Annotated in this window: 21 protein-coding genes and 1 riboswitch; of the genes, 12 read left to right on the top strand and 9 right to left on the bottom strand. The window is 73.1% G+C overall.

The window, feature by feature from the left end; genetic code table 11:
• Window positions 1–2: 2 nt before the first annotated feature.
• Entirely contained in the window at window positions 3–599 is a 597-nt protein-coding gene (locus tag HHX30_RS02710) for a hypothetical protein (protein WP_169978953.1), read from the bottom strand.
• 345 nt (window positions 600–944) lie between these two features.
• On the opposite strand from HHX30_RS02710, the gene HHX30_RS02705 reads away from it, so the two are divergent.
• Entirely contained in the window at window positions 945–1,493 is a 549-nt protein-coding gene (locus HHX30_RS02705) for a DUF1349 domain-containing protein (RefSeq protein ID WP_169978952.1), read from the top strand.
• 96 nt (window positions 1,494–1,589) lie between these two features.
• Here the strand turns inward: HHX30_RS02705 and HHX30_RS02700 are convergent, their stop codons facing one another.
• Complete coding sequence (locus HHX30_RS02700) at window positions 1,590–2,621, bottom strand: endonuclease/exonuclease/phosphatase family protein (protein WP_169978950.1); 1,032 nt, start codon at window positions 2,619–2,621, stop codon at window positions 1,590–1,592.
• A 96-nt stretch (window positions 2,622–2,717) separates the two neighbouring features.
• Here HHX30_RS02700 and HHX30_RS02695 point away from each other — a divergent pair, with 96 nt between their 5' ends.
• On the top strand, window positions 2,718–3,968 hold the full coding sequence (locus HHX30_RS02695) for an ArgE/DapE family deacylase (protein WP_169978948.1): 1,251 nt from the start codon (window positions 2,718–2,720) through the stop codon (window positions 3,966–3,968).
• 7 nt (window positions 3,969–3,975) lie between these two features.
• Here HHX30_RS02695 and HHX30_RS02690 read toward each other — a convergent pair whose 3' ends face one another.
• Window positions 3,976–6,363, bottom strand: coding sequence for a helicase-associated domain-containing protein (locus HHX30_RS02690; RefSeq protein ID WP_169978946.1), 2,388 nt, complete (start codon window positions 6,361–6,363; stop codon window positions 3,976–3,978).
• A gap of 421 nt (window positions 6,364–6,784) precedes the next feature.
• Window positions 6,785–7,294, bottom strand: a complete 510-nt coding sequence (locus HHX30_RS02685; protein ID WP_310741720.1) for an ATP-binding protein — start codon at window positions 7,292–7,294, stop codon at window positions 6,785–6,787.
• 200 nt (window positions 7,295–7,494) lie between these two features.
• Between HHX30_RS02685 and HHX30_RS02680 the strand changes: the two genes are divergently transcribed.
• The 3 genes from HHX30_RS02680 to HHX30_RS02670 all read left to right on the top strand — a co-directional run bounded on the left by HHX30_RS02680 (window position 7,495) and on the right by HHX30_RS02670 (window position 8,970).
• Window positions 7,495–8,316: a helix-turn-helix transcriptional regulator gene (locus tag HHX30_RS02680; RefSeq protein WP_169978942.1), complete on the top strand. Its 822-nt coding sequence runs from the start codon at window positions 7,495–7,497 to the stop codon at window positions 8,314–8,316.
• Window positions 8,317–8,550, top strand: coding sequence for a DUF397 domain-containing protein (locus tag HHX30_RS02675; RefSeq protein WP_169978940.1), 234 nt, complete (start codon window positions 8,317–8,319; stop codon window positions 8,548–8,550). It begins immediately after the preceding gene.
• 144 nt (window positions 8,551–8,694) lie between these two features.
• The gene (locus HHX30_RS02670; protein WP_169978938.1) at window positions 8,695–8,970 is read left to right on the top strand and encodes a hypothetical protein; all 276 of its coding nucleotides are present in this window, start codon (window positions 8,695–8,697) and stop codon (window positions 8,968–8,970) included.
• A 56-nt stretch (window positions 8,971–9,026) separates the two neighbouring features.
• Here HHX30_RS02670 and HHX30_RS02665 read toward each other — a convergent pair whose 3' ends face one another.
• Window positions 9,027–9,608 carry a histidine phosphatase family protein gene (locus HHX30_RS02665; RefSeq protein ID WP_169978935.1) on the bottom strand — a complete coding sequence of 194 codons (582 nt, stop codon included), beginning with the start codon at window positions 9,606–9,608 and terminating at the stop codon, window positions 9,027–9,029.
• 99 nt (window positions 9,609–9,707) lie between these two features.
• On the opposite strand from HHX30_RS02665, the gene HHX30_RS02660 reads away from it, so the two are divergent.
• Entirely contained in the window at window positions 9,708–10,580 is an 873-nt protein-coding gene (locus HHX30_RS02660; protein ID WP_169978933.1) for a Gfo/Idh/MocA family protein, read from the top strand.
• On the opposite strand, the gene HHX30_RS02655 is transcribed toward HHX30_RS02660, so the two are convergent.
• Complete coding sequence (locus HHX30_RS02655; RefSeq protein WP_249349524.1) at window positions 10,543–11,838, bottom strand: acyltransferase; 1,296 nt, start codon at window positions 11,836–11,838, stop codon at window positions 10,543–10,545. The genes HHX30_RS02660 and HHX30_RS02655 overlap by 38 nt on opposite strands.
• A 498-nt stretch (window positions 11,839–12,336) precedes the next feature.
• A riboswitch (cobalamin riboswitch) is annotated at window positions 12,337–12,473 on the top strand.
• A gap of 78 nt (window positions 12,474–12,551) precedes the next feature.
• On the opposite strand from HHX30_RS02655, the gene HHX30_RS02650 reads away from it, so the two are divergent.
• From HHX30_RS02650 to HHX30_RS02635, 4 genes are read left to right on the top strand one after another with little or no spacing between them, the layout of a single operon-like run.
• Window positions 12,552–13,517 (top strand): ABC transporter substrate-binding protein, encoded by a 966-nt coding sequence (locus HHX30_RS02650; RefSeq protein WP_169978931.1) that lies wholly within the window; start codon window positions 12,552–12,554, stop codon window positions 13,515–13,517.
• Between the two features lie 45 nt (window positions 13,518–13,562).
• A complete protein-coding gene (locus tag HHX30_RS02645; protein WP_169978929.1) occupies window positions 13,563–14,603 on the top strand; it encodes an iron ABC transporter permease in 1,041 nt (346 codons plus the stop codon).
• Window positions 14,600–15,421 (top strand): ABC transporter ATP-binding protein, encoded by an 822-nt coding sequence (locus HHX30_RS02640; RefSeq protein WP_311922048.1) that lies wholly within the window; start codon window positions 14,600–14,602, stop codon window positions 15,419–15,421. The genes HHX30_RS02645 and HHX30_RS02640 overlap by 4 nt, the downstream gene beginning before the upstream one ends.
• Window positions 15,418–16,200 (top strand): adenosylcobinamide amidohydrolase, encoded by a 783-nt coding sequence (locus tag HHX30_RS02635; RefSeq protein WP_396703127.1) that lies wholly within the window; start codon window positions 15,418–15,420, stop codon window positions 16,198–16,200. Before HHX30_RS02640 ends, HHX30_RS02635 begins: the two co-directional genes overlap by 4 nt.
• Here HHX30_RS02635 and HHX30_RS40490 read toward each other — a convergent pair.
• Window positions 16,193–18,082: a serine/threonine-protein kinase gene (locus HHX30_RS40490; RefSeq protein WP_211591442.1), complete on the bottom strand. Its 1,890-nt coding sequence runs from the start codon at window positions 18,080–18,082 to the stop codon at window positions 16,193–16,195. The two genes, HHX30_RS02635 and HHX30_RS40490, sit on opposite strands and share 8 nt — an antisense overlap.
• A 43-nt stretch (window positions 18,083–18,125) precedes the next feature.
• Window positions 18,126–19,790 carry a zinc ribbon domain-containing protein gene (locus HHX30_RS02625; RefSeq protein WP_169978927.1) on the bottom strand — a complete coding sequence of 555 codons (1,665 nt, stop codon included), beginning with the start codon at window positions 19,788–19,790 and terminating at the stop codon, window positions 18,126–18,128.
• Window positions 19,791–19,985: 195 nt separating this feature from the next.
• Between HHX30_RS02625 and HHX30_RS02620 the strand changes: the two genes are divergently transcribed.
• Together HHX30_RS02620 and HHX30_RS02615 are read left to right on the top strand one after the other, a co-directional pair.
• Entirely contained in the window at window positions 19,986–21,170 is a 1,185-nt protein-coding gene (locus HHX30_RS02620; RefSeq protein WP_169978925.1) for a sensor histidine kinase, read from the top strand.
• Window positions 21,167–21,829, top strand: a complete 663-nt coding sequence (locus HHX30_RS02615) for a response regulator transcription factor (RefSeq protein WP_169978923.1) — start codon at window positions 21,167–21,169, stop codon at window positions 21,827–21,829. Before HHX30_RS02620 ends, HHX30_RS02615 begins: the two co-directional genes overlap by 4 nt.
• On the opposite strand, the gene HHX30_RS02610 is transcribed toward HHX30_RS02615, so the two are convergent.
• Window positions 21,769–22,479 (bottom strand): hypothetical protein, encoded by a 711-nt coding sequence (locus HHX30_RS02610; protein WP_169978921.1) that lies wholly within the window; start codon window positions 22,477–22,479, stop codon window positions 21,769–21,771. The genes HHX30_RS02615 and HHX30_RS02610 overlap by 61 nt on opposite strands.
• Window positions 22,480–22,595 lie beyond the last annotated feature (116 nt).

Below are 22,595 nucleotides of genomic sequence, written 5' to 3'. Positions count from 1 at the left end.
TCTCACCGGCGGCCCATGGCCAGGTCGTAGCCCGTCCCGGAGCGGCGGTAGACGCCGCCCTTGCCCCACTCCAGCACCTGGAACCGTACGTGGACGGTGTTGGAGGCGACGCCCGTCAGGTCGGCCATCATCTTCTCGGACAGGTCGACGATCGCCGGGATGTCGTGCTGGGCCACGGCCCACTCGGCCGGGCCGAAGTCCTCGACGACGCCGACCGCGCTCTTCCCCTTGTAGGTGATCCGCACCTTGGTGCCGAGGGGCCAGTAGGGGCTGGCGAGCGTCCTGTACCGCATCGGCTTGCCGGACGCGGTCTGGGCGTCCCAGAAGGACGTGGCGGTGGAGACGCCGGAGGGCAGGGAGGCGGCCTTCTTCATGTCCTTGTACGCCGTGCGGAGGGCCGCGTTGAACGCCTCGACCAGGGACGGCAGGTTCAGGGAGGCGGCCTCGGCCGGGGCCGGGCGGTCGGCGGCCGCCGGGGAGAGCGGCGCGGAGGAGGGAGCCTGCGGGATCACCGAGGCCTGCGCGGCGGTGGCCGCGCCTGCGACGAGCGTGGTCGCGGTCATCGCCATGGTGATCGCCTGACGGGCTCGCTTCTGCATGAGCTTCCTTTCGTCTCGCTCGCGAAGGGCGGCCCTCGGGGAAAGGGCCTGGCGTCGTCGAGGAGTCCCGGCTCGGCGGGCTCCGTGCGCACCCGGGCATGGGCGGAGCGGCCCTCGAAAAGGGAAGGCTCCGGATGCGGGCCACGCGGTCCCCTGGGGCAGGGGATGCGACGCTTGTGCGAGTTGTGGGATTTATGTGGCAAAAGGTGATGTGAGGCACGAGTATAGGGAAAGAGGGAGTAAAGCGGACAAATCGATCTAAAGAAAGAGTAGATCGTCCTTGACGAAGCGCTGTGGAAACCGCTCTCATGGCAAGATCGGTCAAAGCGAGGGCAAGGGGGCGGCATGGCGTTCGAGGGCTTCACGTGGATCAACGAGCCCGCCGAGTGGTCCCGGACCGAAGAGGGACTGCGTGCCGTCGCCGGCGCCCAGACCGACCTGTGGCAGACGACGCACTACGGCTACTCGTACGACACGGCGCACATGTTCGGCCGCCAGGTCGCCGGGGACGCCCGGCTGACCGTGACGTTCGAGGCCGGCTACGCCGAGCAGTACGACCAGGCCGGAGCAGTGCTGCGGATCGACGAGGAGAACTGGATCAAGGCGGGGGTCGAGTTCGTCGACGGCGGTCACCAGCTCAGCGTCGTCGTCACCCGCGGCTTCTCCGACTGGTCCGTCACCCCCGCGCCCGCCGGCCTCGTCTCCGCGACGTTCGACTTCGAACGGGCCGGCGACGCCGTGACCGTCCGGTACGGCGTGAACGGCGCGGAGCCGGAGCACATGCTGCGCCTGGCCTATTTCCCGCCGCAGGCGCCGGCCCTCGCGGGCGTCATGTGCGCCGCACCGGTGGGCAAGGGCTTCGAGACCCGCTTCACCCGCGTGTCGCTGGCGTAGCGCCGCCCGCGTTCCCGCGCTACCGCCCGCGTTCCCGCGCCGCGAACCGGTCCTGGGCGCGACCGGGCAAGCCTCGACCGGACGCCGCGATCCTGATCAGGTGCCCGTCGCGGGCAGGACCAGCTCGGCGAAGATCGCCCGGTGGTCGGTCACCGGCAGCCCGTGGACGCCGAAAGCCCGCACGGCGACGCGCGGGTCCACCAGGACGTGGTCGATCGTGACGGGCGGCACGGGCAGGCCCCGGAAATCCGACGACCTCCGGTACGGCCAGGTGCCGGCCAGGCCGTTGCCGGTCGCGTCGGCCGCGTCCCGATAGCCCGCGTCGAGCAGGCGCCGGACCCTGGCGTGGTCGAGCGTCGCGTTGAAGTCCCCGGACAGGATCCGTACGGGCCCGCCGGGATCGGGCAGCGCGGCGAGCGACCTCGACCAGCACCTGAACCGGAACGCGTAGCGGGGCGCGCACGGGTGCACGGACACGACGGCGACGGGCCCGGCGCCGGGCACCTCGACGATGCCCGCCGCCTGCCGGCGGCCGTCGAAGGCCGAGAGATCCTCCGGCCGGAGGGGGAACCGCGTGAAGAGCCCGGAGCCGCCCGAGCCCTCCTGGGCCCGGTCGTCCGTGTACGGCAGGAGCGTGGTCAGGCCCGCCGCACGCAGGCCCGCCGAGGCCTGGGGGGTCAGCTCCTGCAGTGTCAGGACGTCGGGGCGCAGCCGCCGCACCAGATCCACCAGCGCGGCGGGCGGGACGGAGCCGTAGAGCAGGTTGGCCGACAGGACCCGCAGGACGGGGCCGGTGGCGCCGGCCGCACGCACGCCCGCGGCGGCCGGGTCGTGCGGGAACGGGTCGGACAGCGCGCGGGGCAGCACGCAGGCCGCCAGCGTCGCGGTGACCGCCAGTCCCGCGACCAGCGCCGCCCGGCGCCGCACGAGCAGCGCGACCAGCGGTGCGACGACCGAGGCGAGGGCGACGTACGGCGTGAAGGCGACCAGTTGCACCCACCGGAAGTGGACGTCGCCGGGCACCAGCCGCAGCAGGGCCCACAGCGCGAACGGTGCGACCGCGAGCCACGCGAGCAGACCGCGCCATCTTCCCGGGCGACCCACCCAGCCGGCTGTCAGTCTCGCCATCCTCGGACTCCTTCGTGAAAGATCCACTGTACGACGCGTCTGCACGTGCATTCGGGGCTCCACGCCGGTCCGGGGAACTGTCGTACAGTCTGCGGCATGGATGTCGAAGCGAGAGTCCTGGACGCCGTCGACGAGGCGGAGACCGTGAACCTGCTGGCCGACCTGGTCCGGGTGCCGAGCGTCACCGGCACCGACGCCGAGTCGGACCTGCAGGACCGGTGCGCCCGCATGCTCACCGAATGGGACCTCGACGTCGACATGTGGAAGCTCGACCTCGACGACCTGCGCTCCCGCGAGGGGTTTCCCGGCATGGAGGCGGAGCGCGCCGAGGGATACGGCGTCGTCGGCGTCACCGAGGGCGAGGGCACGCCCGCACTGATCCTGCAGGGGCACGCCGACGTCGTGCCGATCGGCGATCCGGGCAAGTGGGAGGGGCAGGACCCGTTCGGCGCCCGCCTCACCGCGACCACCCTGCACGGCCGGGGCGCCTGCGACATGAAGGCCGGTCTCGCCGCCAACCTCGCCGTCGTGCGGGCGCTGCGCGTGGCCGGCGTACGGCTGGCGCGTCCCCTGGCGGTGCACTGCGTGGTCAGCGAGGAGGACGGCGGCCTCGGCGCGTTCGCCACCCTGGCCAGGGGCCACACGGGGGAGGCGGCCGTGATCACCGAGCCGACGAGCGGGAAGCTGATCACCGCCAACGCCGGCGCGCTGACCTTCCGCCTGGAGGTCGCCGGCCGGGCCGCGCACGGCGCCACCCGCTACGAGGGGGTCAACGCCGTCGAGGCGTTCGTGCCCGTGCTCCAGGCCGTCCGGCGGCTCGAACGCGAGCGCAACGCCGCCCCCGGCCCTCTCTTCGAGGGCAACCCGATGCCGTACCCGATCGAGATCGGCACCGTGCGCGCGGGCGACTGGGCGAGCACGGTGCCCGACCTGCTCGTGGCCGAGGGGCGGCTAGGCGTCCGGCTCGGCGAGGACCCGGCCGACGCCCGCGCCGCGCTGGAGAACGCGCTCGCCGAACTGGACGACCCCTGGCTGCGGGACAACCCCGTACGCGTCACCTGGCCGGGAGGGCGGTTCGCCAGCGGCCGCCTGCCCGAGGGGCACCCGCTGGCGGAGGAGGCGGCCCGGGCGGTGGCCGACGTGACCGGGACGCCGCCGGGCCGCACCGCGGCGCCGTACGGGAGCGACCTGCGCCTGTACGCGGCGGCGGGCGTGCCGACCCTGCACTACGGGCCGGGCGACGTCCGCTTCGCCCATGCCCCGCGGGAGCAGGTCGACCTGCGGGAGGTCCGCGACGTCACCCGCGCCCTGACCCTGCTCGTCCTGCGCCGCTGCGGCGTGCGATAGAGATGCGTCAGCAGTCGGCGGTGACCGAGGCGATCTCGTTCAGCGGGAACTCCAGGTAGTCGCCGGCTTCCTCGCACCACGCGTCGAGCACGCCGCTGCGCAGTTCGCCGTGGCTGACCGTGGCGGTGACCCCGTCGGCCAGTGTGATCATCGCGCGGACGTCGCGGTCCACCACGAAGCCCAGCAGCGACTGCTGTGCCGCGGGAAGCCTGGTCGCCATGCGCCCGATGACGGCCCACGTCTGGCGGGGCTGCGCCGCGGCGGCCACCGGCCCGCCGCTGACCAGCAGCCGCCGGGCGTGCTCGCGCGGGTCCGGCGGGGGCTCCAGCAGGGGGCCGGGGGGCTCGAGCTCGGCGACCCGCCCGCCGGGCAGGAGGATCAGCCGCCCGCCCTGCGGCTCGCGCCGGATGGTGATCTCCCCGGTGTCGTCCACCGGCACCGGCGCGTAGCCCGCCTCCCGGAGCGCGGCCAGCGTCGTCTCGGCGGGCGCCGCGCCGGCGAGCACGGTCGGCGCCAGCAGCCGCAGGCCCAGCTTGGCCAGTTTCCGGTGCGCGGCGATCTCGGCGAGCAGCGCGGTGTCCGAGCCCTGCACGATGCAGCCGACCGACGACACCGTGACCTCGCCGTGCCGCCGTGCCACGTCCCTGATCAGGTAGGTCAGTGGCTGGGGGAGCGTGCCGGCCTCCGACAGGTCGGCGATGAGCGTGTCGGCCGTGTCCCCGCCGTCAAGGGCCCGCCGTACGCTCGCGGAGCTGAACCGCCACACCGAGGCCGTGCCCTGCGACTCGCGGTCGGCGGCGCGGTCCAGGAGCGCGGCGAGCTCGACCGACGGCGGGCCGGTCACCACCGCGGTGAGGTCGGCGCCGAACAGAGCCGTGCGCCGCGCGCTCGCCATGGCGTGTGTGGCGGCCTTCGCCAGCGCGGGGTCGTGCTCGACCTCGGGCACGCACTCGCGGCTCTCGTCCCCGGCCACGCCGGCCAGCGGGGCGAGCGCCCGGCCGAGACCGGTGAGCGCGTCGCAGGCCACGAGCCCGAGCAGGCGCGCCTCCTCCAGCACGGCCGCCGCGCAGCCGTCCAGCAGTTCCCGGTCGAGCAGCGGGGCGCGCCAGTGCACCCGCTGCACCAGCTCGCGCAGCGTCGCGAAGCCCCTGTCTCCAGGGATCTCGGCGAGCGCCGCGAACAGCGCCCACCGGATCCTGGCGATCGTCTCGCCGGCGGGGTCGTCGCCGAGCGCGGCCGGGTGGCGGCCCTCCACCCGGCGCAGGGACGAGCGCTCCATGCGCCACCAGGCGGCGAGCAGGACGCGCAGCCGAACGGGCGCCTCCTCCAGCCGCCAGGCGTCGTACCGGCGGGCCGGGGTCAGCCCGCCCGCCTCCTCGTCGATCGCGATCAGCCGGGCGACCGCGCAGATCTCCAGCAGCAGCCGGGTCTCGTCCTCCATGCAGCCGGTCTCCCTGGCCAGCCGCTTGATCTCCCGCACCCCGACCCCGCCGTTCTTGAGCAGCGGCAGCGGCGTCTTGTCGACGTTCTCCAGCAGCGCCGTGGCCCGGTCGAGCACGTGCGGCGCGGCCAGGCACATCGCGTGCTCGGCGGCGTCGGGGTCCCCCGCCGTCGTGGCCAGGTCCGGCGGGTAGGGCGTGAACGGCCCGCGGTAGTCGGGGCCGCGCAGCGCCAGCGCGACCTCGCGGGGCATCTCGGCCAGGTCCCACTGGGCGCGGAAGAGCAGGCCGCGGTCGAGGGCCCACTTCTCCGGCGTCCCCGGGGTGATGAACCGGTTGCCGTTCACGCTGCGGACCGGCCCGTCCCACGCGAAGTCGTCGAGCATGCCGAGCGTGCCGTCGGGGGCGTCGTCGAGAAGCGTCCCCAGACGCTCGCAGTCGCCGAGCAGCGCGGTGATCCGGGCGACCACCTGCCGCCTGCCGCCGTGGGAAGGCAGGTCGAGCGCGTGGCACATCCGGCGCAGCGCGTCGGTGCTGAGCTTCCAGGAGTCGAGGTACGCGCCGAGCGGCTCGCCCAGGCCGCAGGGCGCGGTCCACCAGCGGGCGACGGCCTCGGCCACCGTGATCCTGCCGTCGCGGCCGGGCCAGGCGACGGCGTGCTCGTAGAGATGGTCGAGCCAGGGGATCACCGCGGAGGTGCTCACTCCGAGGAAGCGGGCCAGCTCGTCCTCCGTCGGACGGCCACCGATGACCAGGCACGCCTGAAGGAGCTCCAACGGGGGGAGGGGGAGGCCGCGCATGACCTCCATGACGGCGAAGGTGTCGGTCAGCCGCTGCGCGAGGGCGTCCAGGCGCCGGGGCCACGGCGCGGCGATCGCGTCCGGCCGGTTGGCCAGCACACGGGCCAGCCTGTCTTCGTCAAGACCGGTCAGCCAGCCGATTAGGTGATCGTCCATCGTAGGTCTCTCGGGAGTCCAAGGAAGCCACCGTAGTGCAGATCGGGGTCTCGGCGGAGTCCGTGGGCGGCCGAAGAGCGCAAAGTCACGGATCCCGAGATCACGATATTTCTCCGCCGATCGATGGGGAACGAGCACACCGCCGGGCCGTCACGGCCCGATCTCAGCACATCATCGCCTGTCCCGCCCGGATTCGGGGCGTGTTCCGGGGAATCCGGGCCGCCGGCCGAAGGGCGCTCCCATGCATTCCGGGCTGCACGGGAGCGCTCTTCGGCCTGCGGACCGTGATCGGGGACAGGCAGATCTGGCGGTCGGGTTAGGTTTTCCGGCGCCCCTGACGGAAGAGCGGCCATCCCCTTACTCAGGCGGCGGAGAGCCCCGGCGAAGCGAGTGGCCCCGCCGTCCGGCCGCCGGCCGGTGTTCAGGCCGCCAGTACGGCCCACACCGCCTTGCCCTGCGGGACGAGCGGGCACCATCCCCAGTGCACGCTCAGCGACTCCACGATGTGCAGCCCGAGGCCGCCCGGCTCGAAGGGGGTGGGGTCCCGCAGCACCGGCGCGGCCGATCCGGGATCGGTGATCGCGCAGGTCACGTGGGCGCCCCGCCGGATCAGCGACAGCCGCATGGCCTCCCGCGCGCGGGTGTCGGCGATCGTCATGCCGTGCCGCAGGGCGTTGGTGACCAGTTCGGAGACGACCAGTTCCATCCCGTCGAGCAGGTCCGCCAACTGCCAGCCCGCGAGCGTCCCGGCGGCGAAGCTGCGCGCCGAGTGGACCGACTCCGCGCGGGGCGGCAGGACGAAGGTGGCGCTGGCGGTGGCCGACCCGGGGTCGAGGAGATCGCGTGCGGGCTCCGGCCACCAGCCGATAGGGGGCCACCAGTCGAGCGCCGACCACTGGTTCTGGCCACGAGTCAGGTTCGTGGACTGCACGGGATCATGATGAAGGACACTCCTGTGCATGTGCAAGAGCGAATGCACGTGCAAGCGCGTTGTGCAAGCGCTACGGTTACCCCCGAACACCACTGGGACGAAGGGGGCGATCTTTGACAGACTGTGAACCAGTCCACAAAGCGGAGGAATAGCACGTGTCCATAGATCCGCCCGGATCCGGTTCCACCGTTCGACGCATCATGCTCGGTGCGAGCCTTCGCCGGCTGCGCGAGCAGCGGGGGTTGACCCGTGAGGTCGCCGGATTCCACATCCGTGCCTCAGAGTCGAAGATCAGCCGGATGGAGCTCGGCCGGGTCGGATTCAAGACACGTGACGTCGAAGACCTCCTCACGCTGTACGGCGTCCACGACGACGACGAGCGGCGTGGCCTGCTGGAGATGGTCCGCGAGGCGAACACGCCCGGGTGGTGGCACAAGTTCGGCGAGGTGCTGCCGAACTGGTTCGTCACCTACGTCGGCCTGGAGGAGGCCGCCAGCGTGATCCGCACCTACGAGGTGCAGTTCGTGCCCGGCCTGCTGCAGACGGCGAAGTACGCCCAGTCGGTGATCCGGCTCGGTCATCCGGACGCCCCGGAGGACGAGCTCGAACAGCGCGTCCATCTGCGGATGCAGCGGCAGGAACGGCTCACGCGTAAGGACGGTCCCCGGTTGTGGGCCGTCATCGACGAGGCCGCGCTCAAGCGGCCCATCGGAGGGAGTGCGACGATGCGCGAACAGCTCCAGCATCTGCTGGAGGTGTCCACGCTGCCCAACATCACCCTTCAGGTGATGCCCCTTCGCTACGGGATGCACGCGGCCGAGGGAGGCGCGTTCACCATCCTCCGCTTCCCGGAGTCCGACCTTTCGGACGTGGTCTACGTCGAGCAGCTCTGGGGTGCGCTCTACCTGGACAAACGTGAGGACATCGATCCCTACCTCACGGCCATGGAGCAGCTGTGCGTGGAGAGCACCACGCCCGGCGGCACTGCCGAGATCCTCGGCGAACTTCTCAGAGAGACATGAATGCAGACATATAACGGGATGCCCGCAACCGACATCGCCGGGGTGACCTGGCGGAAGAGTGCCCACAGCAACTCGACCGGCAACTGCGTGGAGCTGGCCGAGCTTCCCGACGGCAGCGTGGCCGTCCGGAACTCCCGCTATCCCGAGGGGCCGGCACTCATCTACACCCGAGACGAGATACGGGCCCTGGTGCTCGGGGTCAAGGACGGCGAGTTCGACGGCCTCCTGGTGTGATCGGACGGTGTGACCGGACGGTGTGACCGGCCTTTCTGGTGTAACCCGTGTTCACCCGCTTCTCACGGGCGTAACAACGCGACGCGGGAGGCGTAACACGGATCCGGCACAGTGAGTCCCAGGAAAGCTCACAAGGGGGACCCCGTGCTGGACCAGATGACTCTTTACCCGGTGGCCGACGACGTGCTGTTCGCGCCCGGAGGCCGTGTGGTGATCCGCACCTACGGCGTCGCCTCGCCGGTGGACCCGGCGGACGGGCGGCCCAGGTCGGTGGCCTACCGGACGTGGGTCACCGGGGTGCGGGAGCAGCCCAGGTACTGGCGGTGGGGGCACTTCGAGGACGCCCGGCGCGGCCACCGCAAGGTCCTGGAGTGGCTGACCGGCCGAGGGCCGCAACCCCAGCCGGTCGCCCATGCGTGATCGTCACGTTCTGATCGTCACGGCGTGATCGTCACGGCGTGATCGTTCGTGATCGTTCAGGCGGGCGCGTTCCAGCGCAGCAGGACGGGCTCGTCGCCGTGCTCGTGCCCGAGGACGGAGTACGTCCCGGTGTCGAGGCGGAAGTACCTGCCGTGGTCGGGTGGCAGCCCGAGCCAGCGGGCCGCCAGCACGCGCAGCATGTGCGCGTGCGCCACCACCAGCACGTCGCCGTCCGCCGAGCGGATCCGGGCGAGGACCTTGTCCGCCCGCTGTCCCACGTGCTCGACGGTCTCACCCGGGTGCGCCTCGTCTCCCGGGACGACCCCGTCCCGCCAGACGAACCAGCCGGGACGTGACGTGCGGATGTCGGCGGTGGAGACGCCCTCGTAGCCGCCGTAGTCCCACTCCCACAGGTCCGGGTCCACCTCGTACGGCCCGGCCCCGGCCAGTTCGGCCGTACGGCGGGCCCGCTGCGCGGGACTGACGAGGACCAGCGCGAACGACCGGTCCGCCACCAGGGGGGACAGGGCGCGCGCCTCCTCCTCGCCGTGCGGGGTCAGCGGCAGGTCGGTGCGGCCCGTGTGCCGCCCGGCCCTGCTCCATTCGGTCTCGCCGTGCCTCAGCAGGATGACGTTCATAAGGGCTCCATCTTGCCCGTACGGCCGGTTCCACGCGCGGCGGCCCCCTTGACCGCGCGGCGGCGGCCTGCAGTAGGGTCCCCGCGGAGAGGGGACGCCATGGAGCCGGTGCGGGTGGGACTCGTCGGTGCGGGACCGTGGGCGGAGATGGTCCATGCGCCCGCCCTCGCGGCGGGGCCGCACACGACGCTCTCCGGGGTCTGGGCACGCAGGCCCGAGGCGGCGCGCGAGCTCGCGGACGCCCACGGCGCGCCCGCCTTCGAGCGGCTGGAGGACCTGTTCGCGGCGTCCGAGGCGGTCGCCTTCTGCGTGCCGCCCGCCGTGCAGGCCGAGCTGGGCGTGCTCGCGGCCCGGGCGGGCAGGGCACTGCTGCTGGAGAAGCCGCTCGCGGCCGACCTCGACGGCGCCCGGCGCCTGGCCGGGGCGATCGAGGAGGCGGGAGTGGCCTCCCAGATGCTCTTCACCTTCCGATACTCGGCGGCGACCGTCGAGTTCCTGGACCGCGCCCGGCTCATCGAGCCCTTCGGCGGGCACGCCGCCAACATCTCCGGCAGCCTGCGCGGCGGCCCTTTCGCCACCCCTTGGCGGCTGGAGCGCGGGGCGGTGCTCGACGTGGGCCCGCACACGATCGACCTGCTCGACGCCGCGCTCGGCCGGGTGGTCGCGGTCAGGGCACACGGCGATCCGCTCGGCTGGGTCGGCCTGCTGCTGGAGCACGAGGGCGGCGCGGTCAGCGAGGCGTCGCTGTGCATGGCCGCCGAGGGCGAGACCCCGCCCAGCCGGATCGACGTGTACGGCCGGCGTGGCAGCGCCTCGCTGCTCGGCTCCGAACTCGGCGACGTCGTCCCCGAGGTGGTCAGGCAGTTCGCGGGCACGGTGCGCGACGGCGGCGGGCATCCGCTCGACGCCCGCCACGGCCTGCGCCTGCAGGAGATCATCGACGACGTGGAGCGGCAGCTGCGGGCCGGCTGACCAGGGCCAGCCCCGCGACCAGGGCGGCGGACGCGATAACCGGCGCGGGGCCGGGCGCGAAACCGGTGATCGTGAGGGTGAGCAGCGCGCCGCCGACGAGCGGGGCGGCCGCGGGCACGAGCCGGTGGGCGGCGGCCCCCACGGGGTCCTCGAATCGGCCGAGCATCGCGGTGAGCGCGACCAGGACCAGCGCCAGGGCGGCCAGCCACAGCGGGACTGCGCTCCACCAGGTCGCCGAGCCGGTGTCCGGGGTCGCCAGCCCGAACCCGACGGTCGCCACACCGGCGACGGCGACGAGCGCGGTCATGTGCCACAGGTAGACGGTCATCATGCGCGGCGCGAGCGCGGTGAGCACCGCCTCGGCCCTCGGCCGGGCGGCCAGCGTGTTCAGGGCGGGGCGCAGCAGCATCGCCAGGCCGAGCTGGCCGGCGAACAACGCGAGCAGGCAGGCGCTCGGCGGGGCCATGTTCGAGATCATCCCCGGCATCCCGATCATGCTGGCGGGGTAGGGCCCGGTCGCCACGAGGGCCGCCACCATCGCGAACCCGGACACCGCGAGCCCGGCGGCCCGCCGTCCCGTCAGCCACTCCAGGCCGCCCTCGGCGTACCGGAACCCGACCTGGTGGACCGCCAGCCAGACGAACGCGACGTTGAGGTAGCCGGCCGCCTCCAGGCCGGAGAAGCGCACCACGTCCATCAGCACCGCACCGCCCGCCAGCACCGGCAGGGCGACCCCGGCCCGCACCCGCATCAGGTGCGGCGTGGCCACCACGGCCAGCAGGTAGACCGCCAGGAACCAGAGCAACTGGCCGACCGTACGCGCGGCCACCTCCACCGGCTGCGCGGGCACCCCGAGCGCGACCAGGAGATGGGGGAGCGGCAGCCACACGACCGCGAGCGGCACGACCGGCCAGGCCAGGCGGCGCACCCGCCGCGCCGTCCACGCCCGCGCCACGCCGGACCGCGCCTCCGGGCGCCCCGCACGGCGCGCCGCGGACCGGAAGCTGATCGCGTTGGCCGCGCCCCCGGCGAAGAAGACCAGCGGCATGACCTGCGAGATCCAGGTGACGTACGGAACCGCCGCCAGGGCGTTGCCCGTGGTCAGCCGTCCCTGGGCGTACGACAGGACCGGCATCGTCCAGTGCTGGACGACCACGAGGACCATCCCGAAGACGCGCAGGACGTCGATGAAGCGGTCCCGTGGCGCGGGCGCGGCCGGGGCCCTTTCCGGAGCGGGGGGGAGCATGGTCAGGGACATGGGGGGACGCCTTCGCTGTGTCGGGCCGCCGGGGGTGGTCGACCCTTGAGCGGCGGGGGTCACGGGCTTGGGACCTCCGAGCGCGCGAGTCCCGTGCGCTCGGAGTTTTCGGGGCTGGGAGTCTTCAGGACTGGGGGTCTTCGGGGCCGGGGTCCTTGAAGCCCGGGTCTCCGAGGCGCTGAGACCACCTCGGAGTTCCGGCCCGTCGAACACTCCAAGCGTCCCGCCGCGGCCCCGGCCGGCGCAGCGACGCGGTCCCTACTTCCGATCATGGGCGCCCCCCTACCGCCGGGGTAGGGCCAGCCCTACCATCCCCGCGTACGCCCAGGCAGGCGCCCCGGCCGTCCGGGTCGAGCGCCTCGCCCGGCCGGTGGCGGCGGGAGCCCTCCGGCCCCGGCTGTCCGTCACGGACGCGGTCCGCGCGCTCGCGCCCGGCCTCGGACCGCCGGGTGAGACCCCGCGTCGACTCCCATGCGCGGGCGGGCCGGGGGTGGACGCCGGACAGGGGATTGGTACCGTTGCGTCCGACGCGCGCCGCGCAGCGAAGTCCGGTGAGAATCCGGCGCTGTCCCGCAACTGTGGTTCCCCGCCCCCGGGGACGAGCCAGGTCGCCTGCGCTGTGCGCCGACGCTATCGACCCTCGTGGAAAAGGGTGATCCGTCGCTTCCAGCGGGTCCCTCGATTCCCGGCATTCCCCCTGATGGAGGACCCTCGTGAGGCCCGTACGCACGGCCGTCGCGGGTGTGGTGCTGGGCGTGCTCGGACTGGCCGGCTGCGGCCAGACCGACGACGCCGCCACGTCCGCGGCCACCACCCCCGCAGTCTCGGACACCGCCGCCTCGAACAGCACGGGGCAGGCCGCCTTCCCCGTCACCGTGCAGGCCGGAAACGGCGCGGTGACCATCGCCAAGCGCCCCGAGCACATCGTGTCGCTCTCGCCCACGGCCACCGAGATCCTGTTCGCGATCGGCGCGGGCGCGCAGGTGTCGGCGGTGGACGACCAGTCGAACTACCCGCCGGAGGCGCCGAAGACCTCGCTGTCGGGGTTCAAGCCCAACGTCGAGGCGATCGTGGCCGCCAAGCCCGACCTCGTCGTGCTCGCCAACGACCTGGAAGGCGTCGTGGCCGGTCTGGGGAAGGTCGGCGTGCCGGTGCTGCTCGAACCCGCCGCGACCAAGCTGGACGAGACCTACGACCAGATCAGGGACCTCGGCGCGGTCACCGGCAACACGGCCAAGGCCGAAGAGGTGGCGAACGGCGTCAAGGAGAAGCTCGACGCCCTCGCGGCGGCGGCGCCGAAGGGCAAGAACCTGACGTACTACCACGAGCTGGACAGCACGCCCTACGCGGCGACGTCGAGCACCTTCCTCGGGCAGGTCTACAACCTGTTCGGGCTGAAGAACATCGCCGACGAGGCGCCCGACGCGGCGGGCGGGTACCCCAAGCTGTCGGCGGAGTTCATCGCCAAGGCCGACCCTGACCTGATCTTCCTGGGCGACACCAAGTGCTGCGGCCAGAACGCCGCCGCGCTGGCCAAGCGGCCCGGCTGGTCCGGCCTGTCCGCGGTGAAGAAGGGCCGCGTGGTGGAGCTGGACGACGACATCGCCTCCCGCTGGGGGCCGCGGGTCGCCGATCTCGCCCAGGCCGTCGGCGACGCCGTCCAGAAGGCGGCGAGCTGAGCCCGTGGTGGTGTGACGCGTGGCCGGTGAATGCGTGGCCGGTGAATGCGTGGTGACGCCGTGACCCCGGCCCGGCGCGGCCGGGCGCTGCTCGTCGCGTCCGCCGTGCTTGCGGCCAGCCTCGCCGTCGGCCTGGTGGCGGGCGCGGCGGGCATCTCGCCCCGCGCCATCGCGCTCGCGCTGCTCGACCGGCTGCCGCTGGTGTCCCTGCACTCGGGGCTCGCGCCGGTCGAGGAGGGGCTGCTGTTCCAGCTCCGGGTGCCGCGGGTGCTGCTCGCCGCCGTCGTGGGCGGGCTGCTCGCCACGGCCGGGGCGGGTTACCAGGGCGTGTTCCGCAACCCGCTGGCCGATCCGTACCTGCTCGGCGCGGCGGCCGGGGCCGGTCTCACGGTCACGCTCGTCGTGGTCTTCCTGGGCGGCGACGCCGGGGTGACCGCGGTGCCGGTCGCCGCCTTCGCCGGGGCCGTCGGCGGGGTGTTCCTCGCGTACGCGCTGGGCCACACGGCGGGCCGGGGCGGCGGCACCGCGACGCTCGTGCTCGCCGGGGTGGCGGTCACCTCGTTCCTCACCGCGATCCAGACCTTCGTGCAGCAGCTCAAGGTGGAGGAACTGCAGCGGATCTACGCCTGGATCCTCGGCGACGTCGGCGGCGGCTGGGACCAGGTCCGCATGATCGCGCCGTACGCCGTGGTGTCGACCGTCGTCATGCTGCTGCACGGGCGGCTGCTCGACGTGCTGTCGGTCGGCGACGAGGAGGCGGTCAGTCTCGGCCTGCACGCGGCGCGCGTGCGTTTCGCCGTGCTGCTGGCCGCCTCGCTCGCCACCGCGGCGGCGGTCGCGGTCAGCGGGCTGATCGCGTTCGTCGGGATCGTCGTGCCGCACGTGGTCCGGCGGCTCGCCGGCTGGTCGTACCGGATCGTGCTGCCGCTGTCGTTCCTCGGCGGCGCCGCGTTCCTCGTGCTGGCCGACACGATCGCGCGTACGGTGCTCGCGCCGGCCGAGCTGCCGATCGGGGTGGTGACGGCGTTCGTCGGCGCGCCCTTCTTCGTCACCGTCCTGCGCGTGACCCGGCGGGTGGAGACGTGAGCGGCGACGGGCACCCGGCGATCGAGGCGCGCGGCGTGGGTGTCACCCTCGGCGGGCGGCGGGTGCTCACGGACGTCACGCTGTCGGCCGCGCGCGGCGGGTGGCTGGCGGTCATCGGGCCGAACGGCGCGGGCAAGTCCACGCTCCTGCGGGCCGTCGCCGGGCTGGTCCCGAGGGAGGGCGAGGTGCTCGTCGACGGGACGGCCGTGGACGACCTGCGCCCACGCCGCCGGGCCCGGCTGATCGCCTACGCCCCGCAGAGTCCCGCGCTGCCGCCCGACATGAAGGTGTACGACTACGCGCTGCTGGGCCGCACGCCGTACATCCCCTATCTCGGCAGCGAGAGCCCGCGGGACCGCGAGGTGACGCGGTCGGTGCTGGAACGGCTCGACCTGGACGGCTTCGCGTCCCGGCCGCTCGGGCACCTGTCCGGCGGCGAGCGGCAGCGGGTCGTGCTCGCCCGGGCGCTGGTGCAGCAGGCGCCGGTGCTCCTGCTGGACGAGCCGACGACGGCGCTCGACCTGGGCCATCAGCAGCAGGTGCTCGAACTCGTCGACCGGCTGCGCCTGGCCGACGGCCTCACCGTCGTGACGACGCTGCACGACCTCAGCCTCGCCGGGCAGTACGCCGACGAGCTCGTGCTGCTCGCCGCCGGGCGCGCGGTCGCGGCCGGGCCGCCCGAGCGGGTGCTGGCGGAGCCGCTGCTGACCGAGCACTTCGGCGCCAGCGTGCGGGTGGAGCCCGGCCCCGACGGGCGCCCGCTCGTCCACCTGGTCCGGCCGCTGACCTCCCGGATGACTCCCGTGGAGGGAACGTGACGGGCCTGGCGCGGCCGTCCCTGACGTACCGCGTGGAGGACGGCCTGCGGCTCGGCGCGCTGCTGTGGCGGTTCGGGCCCGGCTGGCGGATGATCTCCTCCGCCATGCTGGGCGGCGGCGTCGGCCGCCGCGAGTGGGTGCTGAACGCGCAGGTGGCGGCCGGTTACTCACGCATGGACCCGGTGGAGCACATGGACGCGCTCGGCCCCGGCGGTCCCGGAGTCGGCATGATGACGGCGGCGCTGGTGGAGCGCTACGCCGCCGCGTCGGACGGGGGAGCGGAGGCCGTCGCCACGGTGGGGCTCGGCGTGCCGACCTGGGCGGCCTCGCCCGAGGGCGTGCCCGACCCCGGCGTGCCGGCCGCCGCGGAGCCGGGCGAAGAGCCCGCGCGGGAGTCCGTGCGGGAGCGTGTGGGGGAGGCCGCGGGAGCGGCCGCTTCCGAGACGGCGCGGGAGGCCGTCGGCGCGGGAGACGCGGGGGCGAGCGTGCCGCGCCCGGGGACGATCAACATCCTGGTGGCCGTCCCGGTCGCGTTCTCCGACCCGGCACTGGTCAACGCCGTGATGACGGTGACCGAGGCGAAGACGCAGGCGCTGATCGAGGCGGGCTTCCCCTGCACGGGGACCGCGTCGGACGCCGTCTGCGTCGCCGTACGGGAGGAGGGCCCGGTGGAGGCGTTCGGCGGCCCGCGCTCGGTCTGGGGCGCGCGGATCGCCCGCGCGGTCCACCGGGCCGTCCTCGACGGCGCGCGGGACTGGCGGGACTGGCGGGCTACTTGAAAGTGATCGTGTTCACCATGTGGTCGATGAGCGGGCGGTCGCACCGGCCGGCCGGGCAGAAGAACGCGATCAGGACGGTCGTGCCGGCGTCGCTCTGACGGACGACGTAGGCGGAGAAGTCCAGGCGCCCGGTCTGCTGGGGGTCGCTGAGCACGCCCTCGATCCGGAACGCGGGCTTGGCCCCGACGGTGGTGGGAGTCGGCACGCCGTAGTAGGTGGTCACGCCGGGGAGCGCGGGGCCCAGGCTCTCCTGCAGCTCCAACGGCGAGTCCGAGGTGCTCAGGGTGTTGCTGACCTGGGCGAACACCCCTGTGGCCCGGTCCGGATGGGCCGTGATGACGGAGTTCACCTTCGACCAGTCGGTGTTGCCCGGCACCGCGAACAACGCGTCGAACTCGTCCACGGCCGGTGAGGCGATCATCCACTGGTCGGCGTTGGTCCTGGCCTCGCCCCAGGTCGCGGGGTAGGCCATGGTGAACGGCGCGGCGGTGCTGCCAGGGTAGGTGTTCCACGTGGCGGCGGCGTCGCCGCCACGGGTGAGCAGCAGCGCGGCGGCGACGGCGATGGACACCAGGACCGCCAGACCGCCGATCAGCGGCCCGAGCGGCAGTCCCCGCCGGCGGCCCGGCGAGGCCGCCGACGCGACCGTCGCCTGCGCGTGCGACGACTCGGGAGGGTAAGAGCCGTGCCCCTGGGCCTGCCTGTGACCGGAGGCCCCGGCGCCCGGCGGGTGGCTGACGGGCGGGCGGGACGCCGAGGGCACCGACTGCGGCGGCACCGAGCCCGGGGCGTGGGAGACGGGCGGCCGGGTGCCGGGCGGGAACGAGGAGGGCGTCGCCTGCGGATAGGACCCCTGAGGGTACGACCCCTGCGGGTAGGACTCCTGCGGGTACGACCCCTGCGGGTAGGACTCCTGCGGGTACGACCCGGCGGACACCGGGGGCACCGAGGGCCCGGGAGACGCCTGAGAGCCCGGGGGATAGGAGGAGGAGACCGGGGGATAGGACGGGGAGACCGGCCCCGCCGGGTCGCCCGCGCCGCCGCTGATCGCGTCGCGCAGCGCGGACACGAAGGCCTGACAGGTCGGGAACCGCTCGGCCGGCGCCTTGGCCAGCGCCCGCGTGATCACGGCGTTCGCCGCGTGCGGCAGGTCGGGCCGGTACGGCGTGAGCGGCGGCGGGTCGTGCGAGACGTGGGCGTAGAGCAGCGCGAGTTCGGTGTCCCGCTGGAACGGCGGCTGCCCGGCGAGCGCCTCGTACACCACGCAGGCGAAGGCGTACAGGTCGCTGCGGCCGTCGACCGGCAGGCCGCGGATCTGTTCGGGAGCGACGTAGCGCGGGGTGCCCATGAAGTGGCCGTGGCTGGTCAGCCCGGCCTCGGCCGCGGAGCTCTTGGTCAGCCCGAAGTCGGTCAGGTAGACGTGGTCGGACTGGGTGACCAGGATGTTGGCCGGTTTCACGTCGCGGTGCACCAGCCCGTGGGCGTGCGCGGAGTCCAGGGCGGAGGCGATCTGCGCGAACAGCGGGTTGGCCCGCCCGACGGGCAGCGGGCCCTCCGACTGCACCAGCTTGCGCATGTCGCTGCCCTCGACGTAGCGCATGGCGATGAACAACAGCTCGTCGCGCTCGCCGGCCTCGTACACCGGGATGATGTTGGGGTGGTCGATGCTCGCCACCATCCGCGACTCCCGCACGAACCGGTCGCGGAAGCGGTCGTCGTGCGCGAGTTGCGGCGCGAGCACCTTCAACGCCACGGCCCGGCCGAGCCGCTGGTCGCGCGCCCGGTAGACCGTCGCCATGCCACCCCGTCCGACGACCGCCTCGATGGTGTAGTCGCCGAGCCGCCGCCCGACGAGCGGCGGCATCACCGGCCCCTCTGTCATGCGGCCTCCCCCTTGAATGTTCTATTGCTTATGAGCACATTGCTCACGAATCGACTGGATTCCCGCAGAAGCCGCAGAAACGGTGTCCCTGGCCCAGGCGCATGCCGCACTGCGTGCAGAACTTCAGCTGTGCCTGTCCCTGCGGAGGCGACGACGGGTTCGGCGGATACGAAGGCCCGCGCGGCGGTGCGGGATCGCCCGGCTGCGCGTGCCCGTGCGGCGGCGACAGGTCCGCGGGGTACGACCGCCCGCCCGGCGGGGACGGGTCCGCCGGCCCGGGACCGGCGGACACGGCACCGGCGGACACGGGACCCGGCGGAACCGGAGCCGGCCCCATGACCTCCGGAGACCGGGCGGCCTCGGCCCCGAACACCCGCGTGACGGCGTACGGCGGCCAGGAGGTCTCCCCGGAGTGGACGGCCCCGGCCTCGGCCGCGCCCGGGTCCGTGTGGACGCCGCCGAGGTAGGCGTCGCCGGCCGGGCCGTCGCCGTCCTGCGCTCCCGCGGCGCTCCTGCGGCGCAGCAGCACGACGCCCCCGGCCAGCAGGGCGAGGACCACGACGCCGCCGGCCACCCACACGTAGGGCGGCACCCCGGACTTGGGCTGCTCCGCCTGTGCGGGACGGGCCACCGGCCGGTTGCCGGTGTCCACGGCCGTGCCGGCCTTGGCCCGGGCGTCCCGCAGGTGGTCGGCCGCGACCACGTGGTCGGGCCGCAGGTTGAGCACCTGCTGCAGCGCGGGTATCGCGCCGGTGTAGAGCTTGTTGTGGTAGGAGGCGAGCGCGTTCTCGTACACGACGTCGACCGGGCCGCGGCGCGGGGTGACGCCGGCGGCGACCAGCGCGCTGCGGATCTCGTCGGCGGGGGTGATGGCCATGGGCTGGTCACCGCCGCCGGAGATGAACCCGATCACCTCGCTCTTGCCGTCGTCGATGAGGGCCGCTCCGGCCGCGCCGTCGTCGAGCAGCTTGCGGACCTTGTCGCGCTCCTTGAAGGTCCGGCTGCCCGGGGGGTCGAGGTGCGCGGTGTCGAGCTTGGGCGCCACCTTCGCCGAGGGCCTGCCGGTCAGCGTCATCACGTCGAGCGACTCGACCGCGCCGCCGATCACCGTGCCCAGCGGCACCGTGGGCAGCGTCTGCTTCTCGCCGCCCTTGGTGACCTTGAGCACGGCCGGGGCCGCCGGGGACGCGCCGGTGGTCAGGATCTGCGCGGGCAGGCCCCCGGGCGGCGGCGGGTCGAGGTAGGGGTGCACGGTGACGTTCGTCGTGACGTCCGCGATGCAGGTCGAGTCGGTCTGCTGCGGCGGGTAGCACGCCTTGAGCCGCCGGTCGAGGTCGGGGTCGTCCAGCGAGTGCCGCTTGAAGTCGGCCGGGATCTTCACCTTGAAGTACTCGGCGAAGACCCGGTTGGCGGCGTACACCCGGGGGTCGTCGGCGGCCTGCACGACCTGGGTCGCGGTCACGACCACACCGTCGGGCGTGACCGTGAAGCCGCTGCCCTTCGCCAGGTCGACGTCGTAGTCGCGGATCATCTGTTTGATCACGCCGCGGTCGTCCAGCAGCGTGATGCGGACGTGCGAGGAGGACTCCACACGTACGCCGCCGGGAGTGACGCGGTCGGTGGAGCCGCTGGGGTGCGGGTGGAGCATGGGCGCCGCGAACGCGGCGAACGCGCCCAGCCCCGCTATGAGGGAGTGCAGGCGGGGCATCTGCGTCTCCTAGGCGTGTTCGGATCGCTTCAAGCGTCTCAGCGCGGACAGTGCTCGACAAGATGAGTATCGTGACCGACACCCACTTGATACAGGGCGATGATCGCGCGGTCACTTGACGATGACTTGCAGGCTGATTGCGGGACGCCTGTTCCCTGCTGCGCGCTCTGCCGGATAGGGGTTACTCTGCGCGTCATGCGCGTGTCCCCCCTCCGCTCGGTTCCCCGCGTCGACCTTCTGATCGGCCTGGCCATCATGGCGCTGGGCACCCTCGAGGCGTTCACGGTCGCCACCGAGTACGGCGCGGCCCGCAATCCCCAGCTGTGGTGGGTCGGGCAGGCGCTGGTCACCGGAGTGCTGGTCTGGTATCGCCGCAAGGCGCCGGTGGCGGTGTTCATCCTGATGATCCTCGCACAGTACGCCTGGCACCGGCAGGGCCACGAGCAGTGCCCGGTCTGGCAGCTCGCCGCGCTGCTCATCGTCTTCCACACGATCGGCGCCCACCTGCGCATGAAGCACGGCGGCGCCTGGGCGCTCGCGGGCATCCTGATCTTCGACTCGGGGGCCGTCGACCACCGCTTCCTGCCGTTCGAGGAGGTCATCTACCTGACGGTGATGTTCGGCTCGGCGTACGCCACGGGCCTGGCCCTGCGCGGCTACCTGCTGCGCGCGCACCGGATGAGCGAGCGGGCGGCGCGACTGGAGATGGAGCGGGAACGCCGGGCCGCCGAGGCCGTCGCCGCGGAGCGGAGCCGGATCGCCAGGGAACTGCACGACGTGGTGGCCCACAGCGTCAGCATGATGGTCATGCAGGCCGGCGCGCTGCGCCGCCGGATGGGCGCGTCGCAGGAGGGCGAGCACTCCCCGGAGACCACGATCCTGTCCGGCATCGAGCAGGCGGGCCGGGAGGCGGTCGAGGAACTGCGGATCATGCTCGGCGCGCTGCGGATGCCGCAGGACGAGGCGCTGCCCCAGCCGGGGCTCGACATGGTGCCCAACCTCATCTCCACCGTCGGGTCCTCGGGGCTTCGCGTCACGCTGGAGACGGAGGGCGAGCCCGTTCACCTCGCGCCGGGTCTCGACCTGTCGGCCTACCGGATCGTGCAGGAGGCCCTCACCAACGCGGTGAAGTACGCCGGGAACGCCGACGTCCGGATCCGGCTCGCCTACCGCCGTGACCGGCTGGAGCTGGAGGTCGCCGATAATGGCGGGGGCGCAGGACCGGCGCTGTCCACCGGCAACGGGCTCATCGGCATGCGCGAGCGGGCCGAGCTGTTCGGCGGCTCCCTCGACGCGGGGCCGCTGCCGGAGGGGGGCTTCCGGGTCCGCGCGACGCTGCCGATCTCCCAGGGAGTGCCGATGAGCGAGGCGACGAATTGACGATCCGCATCGTCCTCGCGGACGACCAGGCGATGATCCGGGCCGGTCTGCGCATGGTGGTCGAGAGCGAGCCCGGCATGGAGATCGTGGGCGAGGCCGCCGACGGCGTGGAGGCGGTCGCCCTGGCCCGCCGGGTCCAGCCCGACGTCGTGCTGATGGACATCTCGATGCCGCGCATGGACGGCCTCACCGCGGCCCGGCAGCTGCTCGACGCGCCGCATCCGCCGAAGGTCGTCATGCTGACGACGTTCGACACCGACGAGAACCTGTACGCCGCGCTGCGCGCGGGGACCAGCGGCTTCCTGCTGAAGGTGTCGCCGCCGGAGCAGCTCGTGGAGGCGATCAGGGTCGTCGCCGCGGGTGACGGCCTGCTCGACCCCGCCGTCACCACGCGGGTGATCGCCTCCTTCGCCGGCCGGCACGAGCCGGTGCGGCCGCCGCAGCTCGCCGAGCTCACCCCGCGTGAGCTCGAGGTGCTGCGGATGCTCGCCCGCGGCCTCACCAACGCCGAGATCGCCAAGGAGCTCTTCGTCGGCGAGGCCACGGTCAAGACCCACGTCGCCCGCGTGCTCATGAAGCTGAACCTGCGCGACCGCGCTCAGGCGGTCGTGTTCGCGTACGAGTCGGGCGTGGTGACGCCGGGGTCGGCGCTCGGGTAGTACGACGCCCATTCGGCGTTCGTCATGCGCAGCACCTTGAGGCCGAGGTAGCCCAGGGCGATGACCGGGGCGCCCCAGAACGGGATCATCACCGGGCTGTACGGCACCGCGAGCGAGCCCAGGTAGCCGGCGGCGACGACGACCGGCACCCACCAGTGGACGAAGCCGGTGCGCCAGACGGCCAGCAGGAGCAGCGGCAGGCCGACCATGCCGAGGTAGAGCCACGGCATCACGAAGCCGAAGATGGTGCCGGGCAGGTTGAACACCTCGTCGAACATCTTCTGGCCCTGCTCGACCGGGTAGTGCTGCCCGAACCACCACTCCACGGGGTCCATCATGAGCAGCGCCGACTGGCTGATGTAGCCGACGATGGTCATGCCGCCGGCGATGTGCCCGAGGACGACGGACCTCTTGCGCACCAGGTGCAGCAGGCCGAAGGCCGCGATCGGGACGAGCAGCCAGCTCCAGTGGTAGAGCGCCGACTCCAGCTGGGCCAGGGCCGGGTTGTCGCTGTAGCTGAGAATCTCGCGGTCGTCGCCCCAGGTGCCGGGGTCGACGAGGAGCGCGACGAACTGCAGCAGCGGCGCGACGAACAGCAGGACTCCGGTGACGCTTCGCCGGAAGGCCACCGAGTCGGACAGTTTGAACATCGATCTTTCCCCTTGCTCGGGTCTGTCTCCCTACGGCCGGTGACGGTAGGTGGGCGACCCGCGGGGACTCGTCCTCCGCTCGGGTGATGTCTCGTCATCCGCTAGGGCGACTTATC

The sequence above is a fragment of the Microbispora sp. H10836 genome, from assembly GCF_012999525.1.
GTDB lineage: Bacteria > Actinomycetota > Actinomycetes > Streptosporangiales > Streptosporangiaceae > Microbispora.
This window is presented reverse-complemented; position numbering and strand designations above follow the sequence as displayed.